Raw genomic sequence first — 15,384 nt, forward strand, 5'->3', positions numbered from 1 at the left:
AATCAGGGAGCGAGTTTGAAGAAAGTCAGCATCATTGATGTCGCTAAACAGGCGGGCGTTTCCGTTTCCACCGTCTCGCTGGTGCTGCGCCAGAAAGGGAAAATTTCACAGGCGACGATCGCTAAAGTCCATGCCGCTATCGATGCGCTCGGCTATGTTCACAATGTTGCTGCCGCGAATCTGCGCGCCAATACCTCCAATCTGATTGGGCTTATCCTGCGCGATTTCAGCGACAGCTTCTCAATAAAAGTGATGGCCAGCATCGTGCAGGAGCTGGAAAAACAGGGTTACATGGTTTTTTTGGGTCAACCGCTCAACGATGGCGATCACCTGGAACGCTGTCTGCTGTCATTCAAACAACAAGGTGTTGCCGGGGTGATTTATCTCGCCTCTGACACGCGCAGCTCAACGCTTCCCGTACAAATCCGCGACTGCCCGCTGCCGCTGGTCGTGGTGTCGCAGTCGTTGCTCAATGAAGAGTGCAACCTGGTCATGCGCGATAACCGTCAGGCCGCCAGCCTGGCGACGCGGTATCTCATCGAACGCGGGCACCGCAACATTGCCTACATTGGCGGTATTGAAGGCGATTTAATCCGCCAGCAGCGTCTGCTGGGGTTTCGCACCACAATGACGCAGAACGGGCTGGTAGTACGCGAAGAAGCCACTCCGGCCTGCAGCGACGATACCCGCGCGGCGAGTTACGCAGTGCGTCAGTTACTGGAAAAAAGCAGCACTATCACCGCCCTGCTCTGCCACTCGCCGGACGCCATGATTGGCTCCATCGCCGGGATCCACCAAACCGGACATACGGTGGGAAAAGATGTGTTCCTCTCTCAACAAGTGGCGCTCGTCGGCTTTGAAGACATGCTGCACGTCAATCTCACCTCGCCTTCCTTTACCTATGTGTCGTCCGCCAGCGAAGAGACCGGGCGCCAGGCAGTGGGATTGATCATTCGTAAGCTGAAAGAGCCCGAGTTGCAAACGCAGCGCGTTACCCTTTCCGGCCAATTGATTGCTCGCGAGTCTGCGTAATCTGCACACGTCACGGAAACAGCGACATACTCACGGGCTGTAAACTGGCATCGGCCTAAAACCCGCCAGTCCCTCTTCTGACGACAAAAGATTCAGAAAACCCCGCAGTTTACCTGTCTGGCGCTTCGGCTATAATTTCGTTTTTCTTCAGAGACCTGCGTTATGCCAACGATTGTTACACATGCTGCTGTCCCGCTTTGTCTGGGATTGGGGCTCGGCAGTAAAGTGATCCCTCGTGGCTTACTGCTGGCAGGGATAGGGCTTGCTATGTTGCCCGATGCCGACGTGCTGGCGTTTAAATTCGGTGTCGCTTATGGCAATGTTTTCGGTCATCGCGGGTTTACCCACTCGTTGCTGTTCGCTTTTGTGGTGCCGCTATTGGTGACCTGGCTTGGGCGAAAACATTTCAAAGCGAGTCTGGCACGCTGCTGGGCGTTTCTCACCGTGTCGCTGCTGTCGCACAGCTTGCTGGATTCCATTACCACCGGTGGTAAAGGCGTCGGCTGGCTGTGGCCGTGGTCGGATGAACGCTTCTTTGCGCCGTGGCAGGTGATCAAAGTCGCACCGTTTGCGCTGTCGCGCTACACCACACCGTATGGTCACCAGGTGATCATGTCGGAGCTGCTGTGGGTGTGGCTGCCGGGCGTGATTCTGATGCTGCTGTTGTGGAAAATGCGGCGGGGATAAATACCGACCACCGCCAGTACCGGTGGAGTTGAACGAACAACAAAAAAGCGGCCGAAGCCGCTTTTTTTCTTACTTACGACGCCATGTCGTGCCCTGCGGGCCATCTTCCAGCACGATACCCATCTCGTTCAGACGGTCACGCGCGGCGTCGGCTGCCGCCCAGTCTTTTGCTTTACGCGCATCGAGGCGCTGCTGGATAAGCTTTTCGATCTCAGCCACTTCGCTGTCATCCGCCTGCGCACCGCTTTGCAGGAAAAGATCCGGATCCTGCTCCAGCAGACCCAAAACGCTGGCCAGTTCACGCAGCTTTTTCGCCGCCGCATTCGCGCCCAGCGAATCCCCGTCGTGCTTCAGCGTATTCACTTCGCGCGCGAGGTCAAAAAGCACGGAATAGGCTTCCGGCGTGTTGAAGTCATCGTCCATCGCGTCGCAGAAGCGTTTCTGGAACAATTCACCGTTCTCAAAATAACGGTGTTCCGCGTTGTTGCTATCCGTACCACGCAGCGCGTTGTACAGACGCTCCAGCGCAGAGCGCGCCTGTTTCAGGTTCTCTTCGCTGTAGTTCAACTGACTGCGATAGTGACCGGACATCAGGAAGTAGCGCACGGTTTCCGCGTCGTAATACTTCAGCACGTCGCGCACGGTAAAGAAGTTGCCGAGCGATTTTGACATCTTCTCGCGATCAACCATCACCATGCCGGAGTGCATCCAGTAATTCACATATTCGCCATCATGCGCACAGGTTGACTGGGCGATTTCGTTTTCGTGGTGCGGAAACATCAGATCGGAACCGCCACCGTGGATATCGAAATGCGAACCCAGTTGTTTGCAGTTCATCGCCGAACACTCAATGTGCCAGCCTGGACGCCCTTCGCCCCACGGCGACGACCAGCTCGGCTCGCCGGGCTTGGACATTTTCCACAGCACGAAGTCCATCGGATTGCGTTTGACTTCCGCGACTTCGACGCGTGCCCCCGCCTGCAACTGATCCAGATCCTGGCGCGAAAGCTGACCGTAAGTCGGATCGGTCGGCACCGAGAACATCACATCGCCGTTTTCGGCAACGTAAGCATGTTCACGTTCCAGCAGGCGTTGGGTAATTTCAATAATTTCATGGATATGGTGCGTTGCGCGCGGTTCGCTGTCCGGGCGCAGGATGTTGAGCGCGTCAAAATCCTTATGCATCTCGACGATCATCCGGTCGACCAGCGCGACAAAACTTTCACCGTTTTCATTAGCGCGCTTAATGATTTTGTCGTCAATATCGGTGATATTGCGGACATATTTCAGCTTATAGCCGAGAAATCGCAAATAGCGGGATACCACGTCAAAGGCGACAAACGTACGGCCGTGACCGATATGACAGAGATCGTAAACGGTAATACCACACACGTACATGCCGACTTCCCCGGCATGAATAGGTTTGAATTCCTCTTTTTGGCGCGTCAGTGTATTAAAGATTTTTAACATCGAAGATTCCATGTGGACGTGTGTGGAACGAAAACCGCATATATTACCCGTAATTCAAACCCGAAGCAGCACACTTTGCAAGGTGATCCAGCCTCGCGGTTATGCTATAACAAGCGACTATCTCTGACCCACTGGCGGGTCTACGCACTACACTATCAGAACAGGATGCAATAATGGTTACTTTCCACACTAATCACGGCGACATCGTAATCAAAACCTTTGATGACAAAGCGCCTGAAACAGTTAAAAACTTCCTGGACTACTGCCGTGAAGGTTTCTACAACAACACGATTTTCCACCGTGTTATCAATGGCTTTATGATTCAGGGCGGCGGTTTCGAACCGGGCATGAACCAGAAAGTCACCAAAGACCCGATCAAAAACGAAGCCAACAACGGTCTGAAAAACACCCGTGGTACGCTGGCAATGGCGCGTACTCAGGCGCCGCACTCCGCTACCGCACAGTTCTTCATCAACGTGGCGGATAACGACTTCCTGAACTTCAGCGGCGAAAGCGTGCAGGGCTGGGGCTACTGCGTATTTGCCGAAGTGGTTGAAGGTATGGACGTTGTTGACAAGATCAAAGGCGTTTCTACCGGCCGCAGCGGCATGCACCAGGATGTGCCGAAAGAAGATGTTGTGATTGAAAGCGTGGACGTCAGCGAGTAATTGGTGGCGACACTCTTTATCGCAGATTTGCATCTGCAAACAGAAGAACCGGCGATCACCGCCGGTTTTCTGCGTTTTTTGGCCGGTACGGCGCGTGAAGCCGATGCGCTCTACATTTTGGGCGATCTGTTTGAAGCGTGGATCGGCGACGACGATCCCAACCCGCTACATCAGCAAATAGCACACGCGATTAAAGCTCTCGTCGATAGCGGCGTCCCGTGCTATTTCATTCACGGCAACCGCGATTTTCTGCTCGGTAAACGCTTTGCTCAGGCCAGTGGAATGCAGCTTTTACCGCAAGAGCAGGTTCTCAATTTGTATGGCCGCAACGTGCTGATTATGCATGGCGATACGCTCTGCACCGACGATGCCGGTTACCAGGCCTTTCGCGCCAAAGTGCACCAACCCTGGCTGCAAACGCTGTTCCTCACCCTGCCGCTGTTTATCCGCCGCCGTATTGCCGCGAAAATGCGCGCGGGTAGCAAAGCGGCTAACAGCAGCAAGTCGCTTTCGATTATGGATGTGAACCAGCACGCTGTGGTGGAAGCCATGGAAAAACACCAGGTGCAGTGGTTGATCCACGGTCATACCCATCGCCCGGCAGTGCATGAACTCACCGCGAATAACGCCCCCGCATTCCGTGCCGTTTTAGGTGCATGGCACAGCGAAGGTTCGATGGTGCGCGTCAGCGAGAGCGATGTCGAACTGATTCATTTCCCTTTCTGAATACGCTTGCGATCAGGCGTCAAACGCGTGAAACATCGCTACGCAACCGTTTTCCTTGCCCGTTTTACATGCTATTCTCTGTGCCCTCTTATGTAGTCTGAAGCACACCCACAGGAGTTTTGAGACGTATGTCTTCAAGCAACCAACCGGCGCGCATCGCCATTGTTATGGGCTCGAAAAGCGACTGGGCCACCATGCAATTCGCCGCAGAAATCCTCGATACCCTGAACGTTCCGCACCATGTTGAAATCGTCTCCGCACACCGCACCCCGGATAAACTGTTTAGCTTCGCCGAAAGCGCGGAACAAAACGGTTTTCAGGTAATTATTGCTGGTGCCGGTGGCGCGGCGCATCTGCCGGGCATGATCGCGGCGAAAACACTGGTGCCGGTGCTGGGTGTGCCGGTACAAAGCGCTGCGTTAAGCGGTGTGGACAGCCTCTATTCTATCGTGCAGATGCCGCGTGGCATCCCAGTGGGGACGCTGGCGATTGGCAAAGCCGGTGCGGCCAACGCCGCGCTGCTGGCCGCACAGATCCTGGCGCAGCATGATGCGCAACTGCACCAGCGTCTGGCGGACTGGCGCAAATCTCAAACCGATGAGGTGCTGGATAATCCGGATCCGAGAGGCGCGGAATGAAACAGGTTTGTGTATTAGGCAATGGTCAGCTTGGCCGGATGTTGCGCCAGGCCGGTGAACCGCTCAGCATTGCGGTCTGGCCTGTCGGGCTGGACGACGCCCCGGAAGCCGTTCCCTTTCAGCAAAGTGTAATCACCGCCGAAATCGAACGCTGGCCGGAAACGGCGTTAACGCGCGAACTGGCGCGCCACCCGGCGTTTGTTAACCGCGATGTGTTTCCGATCATTGCCGATCGCCTGACGCAAAAACAGTTATTCGACAAACTCGAACTGGCTACCGCGCCGTGGCAGTTACTGGCGGATAAAAGTGAATGGCCTGCCGTGTTTTCCCGCCTGGGGGAACTGGCGATTGTTAAGCGCCGCGTGGGGGGCTATGACGGTCGCGGGCAGTGGCGTTTACGCGCAGACGAAACGGATCAGTTGCCGGATGACTGCTACGGCGAGTGCATTGTTGAACAGGGCATCAATTTTTCCGGTGAAGTGTCGCTGGTCGGCGCGCGCGCGCGTGATGGCAGCACCGTTTTCTACCCGCTGACGCACAATCTGCATCAGGATGGCATTTTGCGTACCAGCGTGGTTTTCCCGCAGGCTAATGCCGCCCAGCAACAGCAGGCGGAAAACATGCTTTCTGCCATCATGCATGAGCTGAACTACGTCGGCGTGATGGCGATGGAGTGCTTCGTCACGCCGGGCGGGTTACTGATTAACGAACTGGCGCCGCGCGTGCATAACAGCGGCCACTGGACGCAGAATGGCGCGTCTATCAGCCAGTTTGAACTGCATCTGCGTGCGGTGGTGGATCTGCCGTTGCCACCGCCAGTGGTTAACAGCCCGTCGGTGATGATCAACCTGATTGGCAGCGACCTGAACTACGACTGGTTAAAGCTGCCGCTGGTGCACCTGCACTGGTATGACAAAGAGGTGCGTCCGGGGCGCAAAGTGGGTCATTTGAACCTGAACGATGATGACACCGCCCGTCTGAGCGCCACGCTGGAAGCGCTGGTGCCGCTGTTGCCGCCGGAGTACGCGAGCGGCATTGCCTGGGCGCAGTCAAAACTGCAGTAATCTCCCGCCGGGGAATTGATCTCCCCTGTTCGGGGCGTAAAATCTGCACGCTGGTGGGGTTACCACCAGCGTTTTGCAGAAGGAAGCCCAATGAACGACGCCACGGATTATCTCGCCCTCCTGCGGGATGAAACGCCGCTTATTGATGTTCGCGCACCGGTTGAGTTCGCCAAAGGTGCCATGCCCGCCGCCATCAATCTGCCCTTAATGAACGACCGCGAACGTGCGGCTGTGGGCACCTGCTATAAACGCGAAGGGGCAGAAGCCGCGCTTCGCCTGGGGCATAAACTGGTCAATGGCGAAACCCGCGAACAACGCATCGAAGCATGGCGGCAAGCCTGCGCGCAATATCCGCAGGGTTACCTTTGTTGCGCCCGTGGCGGGCAGCGTTCACATATCGTTCAGCAATGGTTACGTGAACGCCAGATTCACTATCCGCTGGTGATCGGCGGTTATAAAGCGCTGCGCCAGTCCGCGATAGAAGCCACACAACAACAGATGCAACGCCCGGCGCTGCTGGTGGGTGGCTGCACCGGGAGTGGCAAAACGTTGCTGGTGCGTTCGCAGCGTAACGGCATCGATCTTGAAGGCCTCGCCCGACATCGCGGTTCCTCGTTTGGCCGGACGTTACAACCGCAGCGTTCACAGGCCAGCTTCGAAAACCAGCTGGCGGCGGCATTACTGAAAGTGACGCCCGCGTTCTGGCTACTGGAAGACGAAAGCGCCGCGATTGGGGCGAACCACCTGCCAGAGGTAGTACGCGCGAGAATGGCGCAATCGCCGCTGGTAGTGGTGGACGATCCCTTTGCACAACGCCTGGAGCGTTTGCGCGTCGACTATTTCGTCGCGATGCACGCGGCGTTTATCACCCGCGACGGAGAGGAAGAAGGCTGGCGTCAGTATGCGGAATATCTGCGCCACGGGCTTTTTGCCATTCGCCGCCGTCTGGGGTTACAGCGCTATGCGGAATTGACGCGGCACCTGGAAAACGCGCTGGGCCAGCAGCAGCGCAGCGGCAGTACCGAGGGGCACTTCGCGTGGCTCGTGCCGCTGCTGGAGGAGTACTACGATCCGATGTACCGCTACCAGCTTGAAAAGCGCGCGAAAGCCATTCGCTTTCGCGGCACGTTTACAGAAGTAGCAGCCTGGCTGACGGCACACAATCCTTAATGGCGATCGCGTTTATCGGCGCGTTTCGCCAGCCAGTCGCCCAGTACCTGGACTATCTGTACCAGGATGATCAGCGCGATAACCGTTACGATCATCACCTGGGTTTCATAACGGTAATAGCCGTAGCGGATCGCCAAATCGCCCACCCCACCACCGCCGACAATCCCAGCCATAGCGGAATACCCAATCAGGCTGACGAGCGTAATAGTCAGGCCGCGCAGCAGACCCGCGCTGGCTTCCGGCAGCAGTACCGTACAGATAATGCGCAGCGGGCTGGCACCAAAGGCTTCCGCCGCTTCAATAATGCCTTTATCCACCTCGCGCAGGGCGCTATCGACCAGCCGCGCATAAAAGGCAATCGCCGCGACAGAAAGCGGCACCGACGCGGCAATCGGCCCAATGGTATTGCCGAGTAAAAACTGCGTAATGGGCAGCAAAAGCACCAGCAGAATAACAAACGGCACCGAGCGAATTATATTCACCAGCACCGTGCTCACCAGATATACCGCGCGGTTTTGCCAGAACAGATGCCGATCAGTCACGAAAATCAGGAAACCGAGCGGCAAACCGCCGACAATCGCCAGCACCGTCGAGATACTTAACATCTGGAAGGTTTCGCCAAAGGCGAGGCTCAGATCGGCCAGTAAATCATCCACGGATCACCTCCACCTGCGCGGTACGGTTGCGAATATAGTCCACGGCGTCACTCACTGCCGCCGGGTTTTCCACCGAGGTCAGTTGCACCACCAGAATGCCCAGCGCGCGCTCACCGATGTATTCGATTTTGCCGTGCAGAATATTCACCGCGACGCCAAACTTCACCGCCGCGTCGGAGAGCACCGGTTGCTCGGCGGAGTCGCCAATAAACAGGATTTTTAATAACTGCCCCGGCAGATGCTGTTGCAAGCGCTCCGGTAAGGTCAAATTCAGCGTGTGCGACACCAGTTGCCGGGTGAAGGCATGTTGCGGATGGGCAAAAACATCAAACACATCGCCCTCCTCCACCACTTTACCGCCGGACATCACCGCCACACGATCGCAGATCGATTTGATCACATTCATCTCGTGGGTGATCAGCACAATGGTGATCCCCAGTTGTTCATTGATCTGCTTGAGCAGGGCGAGAATGGTGGCGGAGGTTTCCAGATCCAGCGCCGAGGTCGGCTCATCACACAGCAATACATCCGGGTGATTAGCGATGGCGCGCGCAATACCGACCCGCTGCTTCTGCCCGCCACTTAATTGCACCGGGTAACGGCTGGCTTTATCGCTTAACCCCACCAATTGAAGGATCTCCGCCACGCGCGGGGCGATTTTACTGCGCTCCCACCCCGCCGCTTTCAGGCTGAAGGCCACATTTTGCGCCACGGTACGGGTATGCATCAGGTTGAAGTGCTGGAATATCATGCCAATGCGCTGACGCGCTTTGCGTAATGTGATGCCTTCCAGCGCCGAAATAGCCACACCATTGATTTTGACGCAGCCCTGGCTTGGGCGCTGCAGCGCATTCAGCGTGCGCAGCAGCGTACTTTTACCCGCGCCGCTGGTGCCCACAATGCCGAAGATCTCACCCGGCGCAATACGCAGCGAGACATCGTCTACCGCCCGGGTCGTGCTCGTACTGCCGCGCGCTGCGGGGAAATCTACGCATACTTTTTCTATTTCAATCATGCAAACCTCAAACGACAAAAGGCAGGCCGCAGCCTGCCCGTCAAATCAGCCGGAGTGTTACTTTTTATCCGCGCTCTGCATCCAGTCTGGTTTCTGGAACGCACCGTAAACATTATTCGGATCGTCAATCACCGCGCGATAAGCCGGTGATTTCACCACCTCGACAATATCCTTCGCGAACGGTGTGTCGGCATCTTCCGTACGCACCGCAATGATGTTTTTCAGGTTCTCATCGAGGTGCTCTTGTTTGAGCGCAGAGGAGAGTTTCAGCCCGGCGGCAATGGCAAAATTGCCATTCACCAGCGACGCAGTCACGCCGTCCAGCGTGCGCGGCAGTTGCGCCGCTTCCAGCGGCTTAAACACCAGCCCTTTCGGGTTGCTGGCGATATCACGCTCGGAGGCTTTGGTCGGGTCGATATTCGCTTTGATAGTGATGAGGTCGAGCGATTGCAGGAAACGCAGCCCGCGCGCCAGATTGGTCGGGTCATTGGAGAGCGTGATAATGTCGCCTTTTTTCAACTCATCCAGGCTTTTGATTTTGCGTGAATAAAAGCCCATGCCCGCCGTCGGCACCGTAATCAGCTTGGTTAATTTCAGGCCCTTATCGGCCGTGAATTTGTCAAAATAGAGGCTGTGCTGGAACAGGTTGGCATCAATACTGCCGTTCGCCAGCGCCATATTTGGCTGTACGTAATCGCTAAATTCACGCACCACTACTTTATAACCTTTCTCTTTTAGCGACGGCGCAATCGCCTGCTTCACCATATCGCCATATGGTCCGGGTGCAACACCGAAAACGATGGTGTGCGGATCGCTGCTGGCGTGAGCAAACGGTAAGCCGCAGGCCAGAAGTAATGCGCCAAAGGTCGCGCGCAAGCTGAGACGACGTCCCATAAATTCTCCCTAACGAGTTGAGCTGCTGTGTGACGCGACGTACAGTGCGGCGCGTTCCATTTTCACCTGATTGATAAGGCTGCTGAATAAGATGGCATAAACACAGCGCAGCGGTAATTGAAATATATTCAACATGCTGTGAACTATGTCACTGAATGGCGGGGAGATCTTTGCGGGGTAAGGCGATGAAGCATAACGAAAAGCCCTGCCCTTAATGGGTTTTCTGGCCTCTCGTTATGCTTTTTATTGCTAAGCATTGCCGGATTTAAACGAAGCGTAAAACCCGGCGGATGCACATTTCTTAGAAGTCGTAACGCAGACGAACGATGTTCATGTCGCCCAGGTCGTCGGTGCTGCTGGTGAATACGTGTTCGTAATCGACACGGAAACCGTAATCCAGTTGGAAGGTTACACCCACGCCGTTATCAATACGCTGGTAATCACGACCGGTGGTGTATTGCAGACGGTCACCCATTACGTACGGCTGTACGTATTTAAGCGCATACTGGCCAACCGGGATTTTATAACCGGCAAAGTATTCAATACCCCACGCGTCGCCCGCGAAGTAGTTATGAATATCTTTTTTGCCAGTGGTCAGATAGTTTTCGTACCAGCCACCGCCGAAGGAGAAGGTCCAGTTATCCGGCGTCCAGCTCAGCGCGGTGCCATAGATATTCTGGCTGTAAGTCTCGGTGCCGCCAGTGTTGACGTTACGCATATCAGCCTGGGTGTAGTTCCACGCCGTACCCCATGTCAGGTCTTTGGCAATGTGGTAATCCACGCCCAGAGAACCGCCGCCTTTACGTTTGTAACGCAGGCCATTGCCACGCAGCAGATCGTTATCAGAGAACAGGTAGGATGCATAGATATCAGCGTCACCGAAAGTGTTCTTATATTTCAGCATCTTACGTGAACGGTAGGAACCGTCGTAATCGCCGTTAATACCGTTACCGGAAGCCTGGGCTTTCATGTCGTAATCCCAGATATCGGTTTTCGCGCCAACTACGTCGTAGTACACGCTGTTCTGCTGACCGAAGGTCATAGTACCCCAGGTCTTACTTTTCAGACCGGTGTAGAGCATACGGCGAGTGGTGTTATGCGCGCCGTCTGCATAGTGGTTATCCCAGTCGAACAGTGCCGGAATGTTCACGCCCAGTTCGTAATAGTTAACCCAGCTAATATCATCGAACAGGTAGTAATCGGTCGCGAAACGGAAACGAGTGCCACCGTCGTAGCCATTGCGTTTGAAGGAGCCTTTATCACCGTCGCCCATCATGTTATCGAATTGCGGACGAATAGAACCACCAACGGTGAAGTTCAGGCGGCTTAACGGATTACCAGCCTGCGGATCTTGCTTAAGTACAGTAATTTCCGCCTGAGTTGCGAAAGACGTCAATGCCACTGCTGCGCCGATGGCTGTCGCCAGAGCGGTTGTTTTTATTTTCATGGTTTTTCCTTGATGGATAGACACCACTAGTAAGTTACTAGCGGCGAAATATTAACGTCTAAAAGCTTCTATTTGGTGGGGTTTTTTTGTTGTTTTGTGCTGGTAAACAATTGCAAAGGGAACTTTTACACTTTGAAACAGAAGAACACCGATAGAATTATCGGCATGCGTTTCGTTGAGCAAATATTGACGAAGGGATTAATTACTGAATTGACGAAACAGCGCTTTTCCTTTAAGCAAACGCGCGCCAAGCCAGCCGCCGCACAGCGAAAGCAACAGCGCGCCGCACAACGGTAACGTTGTCCACAAACGCCAGTCCGGCTCCCACGGAAAGTCAAAGACGCGGGTTTGCAGCACCGCCAGCGCGGTTTCCGCGCCCATCGCCGCGACCAGCCCGGAGACTAGCCCCAGTAGCGCGAATTCACACCACAACGTGGTTCGCAGCAGCCGCTTGCCCGCACCGAGCGTGCGGTAAACCACCAGCTCCTGGTGACGCTGACGCATACCGACTTGTACTTGCGCGAGTAGCAGCAACACACCACAGGCGGTAACCAGCACGACCATTACTTCCAGCGCCCGGCTTACCTGCTCAAGCACCTGACTGACCTGTTTTAAAATCGCGCCGATATCCAGCAGGCTGATGGTCGGGAACTCCCGGTTCAATTGCGTTAACATGCCGTTGCCGTTCTGCCAGCGGAAACTGGTGAGCCAACTCTGCGGCTGACCGTCCAGCGCACCCGAGGGGAAGATAAAGAAGAAGTTTGGCCGCAGGCTTTCCCAGTCCACTTTGCGCAGGCTGCTGATGGTAGCGCTGAATTCTTGCGTATCACCCATAAACGTCACGGAATCGCCCAGCTTCAGGCCTAACCGCTGCGCCAGCCCCTCCTCAACAGAGACTTCCCCGTTTTTTGGCGGCCAGCTTCCGGCGGTGACCGGGTTATGATCCGGGCGCTGCTGAAGCCAGGTGAGATTGAGTTCGCGGTTCAGCGCCTCATCCTGGTTACCCTCCGTTGACTGGCCGTTAATTTGCGTCATCCTTGCGCGAACGATCGGGTAGAACGCCTCTGGAGCAACACGATGCTGCGAAAGAAACGCTTTCAGCGGTGTCACTTGCTCCGGTGCGATATTGATTAAAAAGTAGTTCGGGCTTTCCGGTGGTAACTGCTGTTGCCACCGGTCCAGCAGATCGCCGCGCAGCACCAGCAACATCGCCAGCAACATAAAGGAGAGCGAAAACGCCGAAAGCTGGCTCAGCGTTGACCACGGCTGACGCAGCAGCCGGTTCACCGCAAGACGCAGCGGCAGCGCTTTAAATGTCAGGCGTTTGAGCACATTAAGCAGCAGCCAGCCCACCACACCGCACAGCAATGCCAGCACCACAGCGCCCGCCAGCACGGCCCATAACAGCATACTGCCGCCCATCAGCCAGGCGAGTAGCAGCACGGCTACCGCGCAGATCACCGGTACGTAGAATTTCAAAGGCCAGACATTGGCCACCGCATCACGTCGCAGCACACGCAGCGGCTGCGTCGCCAGCAGCAAGCGATAGGGCCGCAGCCCCACCAGCAGCGAAATCACCACCATCGCCCCGACCGCCCACAGCCACGGCCACAAACTGGCGGGTGGCAGCGCGGCGGGCAGCACTGGCTTGAGCAGCACCATTAATACGCTTTCGAATACCAGCCCGATAGCGCCCCCGGTCACCACTGACAGCGCCAGTACCATTAACCACTGACCGACAATCAGTTTGCGTAATTGCGCACGGCCCGCGCCCAGGGTTTTCAGCACCGCAACCAAATCATAGCGGCTGCGGCAATAGTGCCCCATCGCTACCGCGACGGCGGCTATCGCCAGCAGCAGCGTTAAAAGCGCGGATAACAACAGGAACTGCTGCGAACGCTGCAAGGATTTGCCCAGCGCACCTTCATCCTGTTCCAGCCCGTACCAGCGGTGTTCCGGTTTCAACTGCGGTAGCAACCATTTTTCGTATGCATCTAACTGCGCGGGCGTACCGCCAAATTTCACCCGCCAGCTGACGCGGCTACCCGGTTGCACTGCGCCGGTTTTCGCCACATCGGCAATATTCATCAACAGACGTGGTGCCATCTGAAAAGGGTTAAAGCCTGAATCCGGCTCCTGTACGACTTCCCCGGCGATACGTAATGTGGCATCACCCACATCAATAGAATCCCCAGTTTTTAAATTGAGCAGCGCCATCAAGCGTGGTGCCAGTAACACCGTTCCCGCTTGCGGTTTTAACCCCGCCGGGCTGGTTTGCAGCTCACCATAAAGGGGATAAATGTCATCAACGGCTTTCACATCGGCTAGTTGCGGCGTGTCGCCGGCAAAGGTCATGGTGGCAAAACTGATTTGCTCGCTGACCCGCAGCCCTGATTTTCGCGCTTCATCCAGCCACGCCTGCGGTATTTCACGAGAGCTGCGCAGCGCTCTGTCGCCCGCCATAAATTCCCGGCTCTGCTGGCTGAGCCCTTTTTCCATACGATCGCTGATGTTGCCGAGCGCCAGCACGCAAGCCACCGCCAGACTTAGCGCCATCCAGACAATCAGCAGCGACGGCGAGCGCCATTCGCGCCAGAACCAACGGGCTATCATGCTTCCTCCCGCAGTTCACCATTGACCAGCCGCAGCCGCCGATCGCAACGCGCGGCAAGTTGCGGATCGTGCGTCACTAACAGCAGCGTGGTGCCATATTGTTGATTCATGGAAAAAAGCAAATCAGCGATCTTGTCGCCGGTTTGCCTGTCGAGATTGCCGGTGGGTTCATCGGCGAACAGCACCGCCGGTCGGCCATTAAATGCGCGAGCCAGCGCCACCCGCTGCTGTTCACCGCCGGAGAGCTGCGCAGGCAGATGATCCAGACGTTTCCCCAGCCCCAGTTCTTCCAGTAACGTTTTTGCGCTACGGCGGCTTTCACTGCTGTTTTCGCCGCGCAGCAAGGCCGGGAGTTCGACATTTTCCAGCGCATTTAGCGTGGGAATGAGCATAAAAGATTGAAAAACAAAGCCGACATTTTGCGCGCGCAGTTGCGCGCGCGCCTCTTCATCCATCGTATGCAGAGTTTTGCCGAGCAGGTTAACCTCGCCGCTGCTTCCGTCATCCAGCCCGGCGAGGATCGCTAATAAAGTAGACTTGCCGGAGCCGGATTCGCCAATCAGGGCAATGGTCTCGGCTGGTTTGACAACCAGCTCAACTCCGGTAAGGATGGAAAGCTCATGCTCCCCCTGACCGACGGACTTCTTAAGATGATGAACTTCAACAATGTTTTCCGCTGGCATTTGCCCTTCCTGTTTTTGCTTTTGTTAACCTTTCGCGCCGCGGCGGCGGACACGTTACTGATTCTTGGCGACAGTCTGAGCGCCGGGTATCGCATGGCGGCGAATGCCGCGTGGCCTGCGCTGCTCAATGACAAATGGCAGCAAAAACCGACGGTCATCAATGCCAGCATCAGCGGCGACACCTCGCAGCAAGGGCTAGCGCGCCTGCCTGCACTGCTCAAAGAGCATCAACCGCGCTGGGTTCTGGTGGAGCTGGGCGGTAACGATGGTCTGCGCGGTTTCGCGCCGCAGCAAACAGAGCAAACACTGCGCCAGGTGGTGCAGGCGGTGAAAGCCGCCAACGCGCAACCGTTGTTAATGCAAATTCGGCTCCCTGCCAACTACGGTCGCCGCTATAATGAAGCCTTTAGCGCCATTTATCCTAAGCTTGCCAAGGAGTTGGATGTTCCTCTGCTGCCATTTTTTATGGAAGAGGTCTATCTGAAACCACAATGGATGCAGGATGATGGCATCCATCCCAACCGCGATGCGCAGCCGTTTATTGCAGAGTGGATGGCAATGCGACTGGCGCCTTTAGTTAACCACGACTCCTGATTGTTCAGGCACGCCCCCCAGGTAAAG

The 15,384-nt window shown here is 55.9% G+C and carries 15 protein-coding genes; 8 read left to right on the forward strand and 7 right to left on the reverse strand.

The window, feature by feature from the left end; translation table 11 throughout:
• Positions 1-15: 15 nt before the first annotated feature.
• Positions 16-1,032 carry a Mal regulon transcriptional regulator MalI gene (gene malI / locus C813_RS40230; RefSeq protein WP_017455713.1) on the forward strand — a complete coding sequence of 339 codons (1,017 nt, stop codon included), beginning with the start codon at positions 16-18 and terminating at the stop codon, positions 1,030-1,032.
• Between the two features lie 162 nt (positions 1,033-1,194).
• On the forward strand, positions 1,195-1,719 hold the full coding sequence (locus C813_RS40235; RefSeq protein WP_025263706.1) for a metal-dependent hydrolase: 525 nt from the start codon (positions 1,195-1,197) through the stop codon (positions 1,717-1,719).
• A 69-nt stretch (positions 1,720-1,788) separates the two neighbouring features.
• Here C813_RS40235 and cysS read toward each other — a convergent pair whose 3' ends face one another.
• A complete protein-coding gene (gene cysS / locus C813_RS40240; protein ID WP_017455711.1) occupies positions 1,789-3,189 on the reverse strand; it encodes a cysteine--tRNA ligase in 1,401 nt (466 codons plus the stop codon).
• 173 nt (positions 3,190-3,362) lie between these two features.
• Between cysS and ppiB the strand changes: the two genes are divergently transcribed.
• From ppiB to mnmH, 5 genes are all read left to right on the forward strand, one after another.
• Positions 3,363-3,857: a peptidylprolyl isomerase B gene (gene ppiB / locus C813_RS40245; protein WP_017455710.1), complete on the forward strand. Its 495-nt coding sequence runs from the start codon at positions 3,363-3,365 to the stop codon at positions 3,855-3,857.
• Positions 3,858-3,860: 3 nt separating this feature from the next.
• Entirely contained in the window at positions 3,861-4,583 is a 723-nt protein-coding gene (lpxH, locus tag C813_RS40250; protein WP_025263707.1) for a UDP-2,3-diacylglucosamine diphosphatase, read from the forward strand.
• A gap of 128 nt (positions 4,584-4,711) precedes the next feature.
• Positions 4,712-5,221: a 5-(carboxyamino)imidazole ribonucleotide mutase gene (gene purE, locus C813_RS40255; RefSeq protein WP_017455708.1), complete on the forward strand. Its 510-nt coding sequence runs from the start codon at positions 4,712-4,714 to the stop codon at positions 5,219-5,221.
• On the forward strand, positions 5,218-6,285 hold the full coding sequence (gene purK, locus C813_RS40260) for a 5-(carboxyamino)imidazole ribonucleotide synthase (protein ID WP_017455707.1): 1,068 nt from the start codon (positions 5,218-5,220) through the stop codon (positions 6,283-6,285). The genes purE and purK overlap by 4 nt, the downstream gene beginning before the upstream one ends.
• Positions 6,286-6,375: 90 nt before the next feature.
• Positions 6,376-7,455, forward strand: coding sequence for a tRNA 2-selenouridine(34) synthase MnmH (gene mnmH, locus C813_RS40265; RefSeq protein ID WP_017455706.1), 1,080 nt, complete (start codon positions 6,376-6,378; stop codon positions 7,453-7,455).
• Here mnmH and C813_RS40270 read toward each other — a convergent pair.
• From C813_RS40270 to ybbA, 6 genes are all read right to left on the reverse strand, one after another.
• Positions 7,452-8,111: a methionine ABC transporter permease gene (locus C813_RS40270; RefSeq protein WP_017455705.1), complete on the reverse strand. Its 660-nt coding sequence runs from the start codon at positions 8,109-8,111 to the stop codon at positions 7,452-7,454. The two genes, mnmH and C813_RS40270, sit on opposite strands and share 4 nt — an antisense overlap.
• Positions 8,104-9,126 carry a virulence-associated ABC transporter ATP-binding protein SfbB gene (gene sfbB, locus C813_RS40275; RefSeq protein WP_017455704.1) on the reverse strand — a complete coding sequence of 341 codons (1,023 nt, stop codon included), beginning with the start codon at positions 9,124-9,126 and terminating at the stop codon, positions 8,104-8,106. The genes C813_RS40270 and sfbB overlap by 8 nt, the downstream gene beginning before the upstream one ends.
• Positions 9,127-9,183: 57 nt before the next feature.
• Positions 9,184-10,020: a MetQ/NlpA family ABC transporter substrate-binding protein gene (locus tag C813_RS40280; RefSeq protein WP_017455703.1), complete on the reverse strand. Its 837-nt coding sequence runs from the start codon at positions 10,018-10,020 to the stop codon at positions 9,184-9,186.
• 301 nt (positions 10,021-10,321) lie between these two features.
• Positions 10,322-11,467 (reverse strand): porin, encoded by a 1,146-nt coding sequence (locus tag C813_RS40285; RefSeq protein WP_017455702.1) that lies wholly within the window; start codon positions 11,465-11,467, stop codon positions 10,322-10,324.
• Between the two features lie 198 nt (positions 11,468-11,665).
• Positions 11,666-14,080: a putative ABC transporter permease subunit YbbP gene (gene ybbP, locus C813_RS40290; protein WP_017455701.1), complete on the reverse strand. Its 2,415-nt coding sequence runs from the start codon at positions 14,078-14,080 to the stop codon at positions 11,666-11,668.
• On the reverse strand, positions 14,077-14,763 hold the full coding sequence (gene ybbA / locus C813_RS40295; protein WP_017455700.1) for a putative ABC transporter ATP-binding protein YbbA: 687 nt from the start codon (positions 14,761-14,763) through the stop codon (positions 14,077-14,079). Before ybbA ends, ybbP begins: the two co-directional genes overlap by 4 nt.
• On the opposite strand from ybbA, the gene tesA reads away from it, so the two are divergent.
• Positions 14,734-15,357 carry a multifunctional acyl-CoA thioesterase I/protease I/lysophospholipase L1 gene (tesA, locus tag C813_RS40300; protein ID WP_017455699.1) on the forward strand — a complete coding sequence of 208 codons (624 nt, stop codon included), beginning with the start codon at positions 14,734-14,736 and terminating at the stop codon, positions 15,355-15,357. The genes ybbA and tesA overlap by 30 nt on opposite strands.
• Positions 15,358-15,384: the final 27 nt, after the last annotated feature.

Origin of the sequence: Kosakonia sacchari SP1, from assembly GCF_000300455.3 — a bacterium.
In the GTDB taxonomy this organism is placed as follows: Bacteria; Pseudomonadota; Gammaproteobacteria; order Enterobacterales; family Enterobacteriaceae; genus Kosakonia; species Kosakonia sacchari.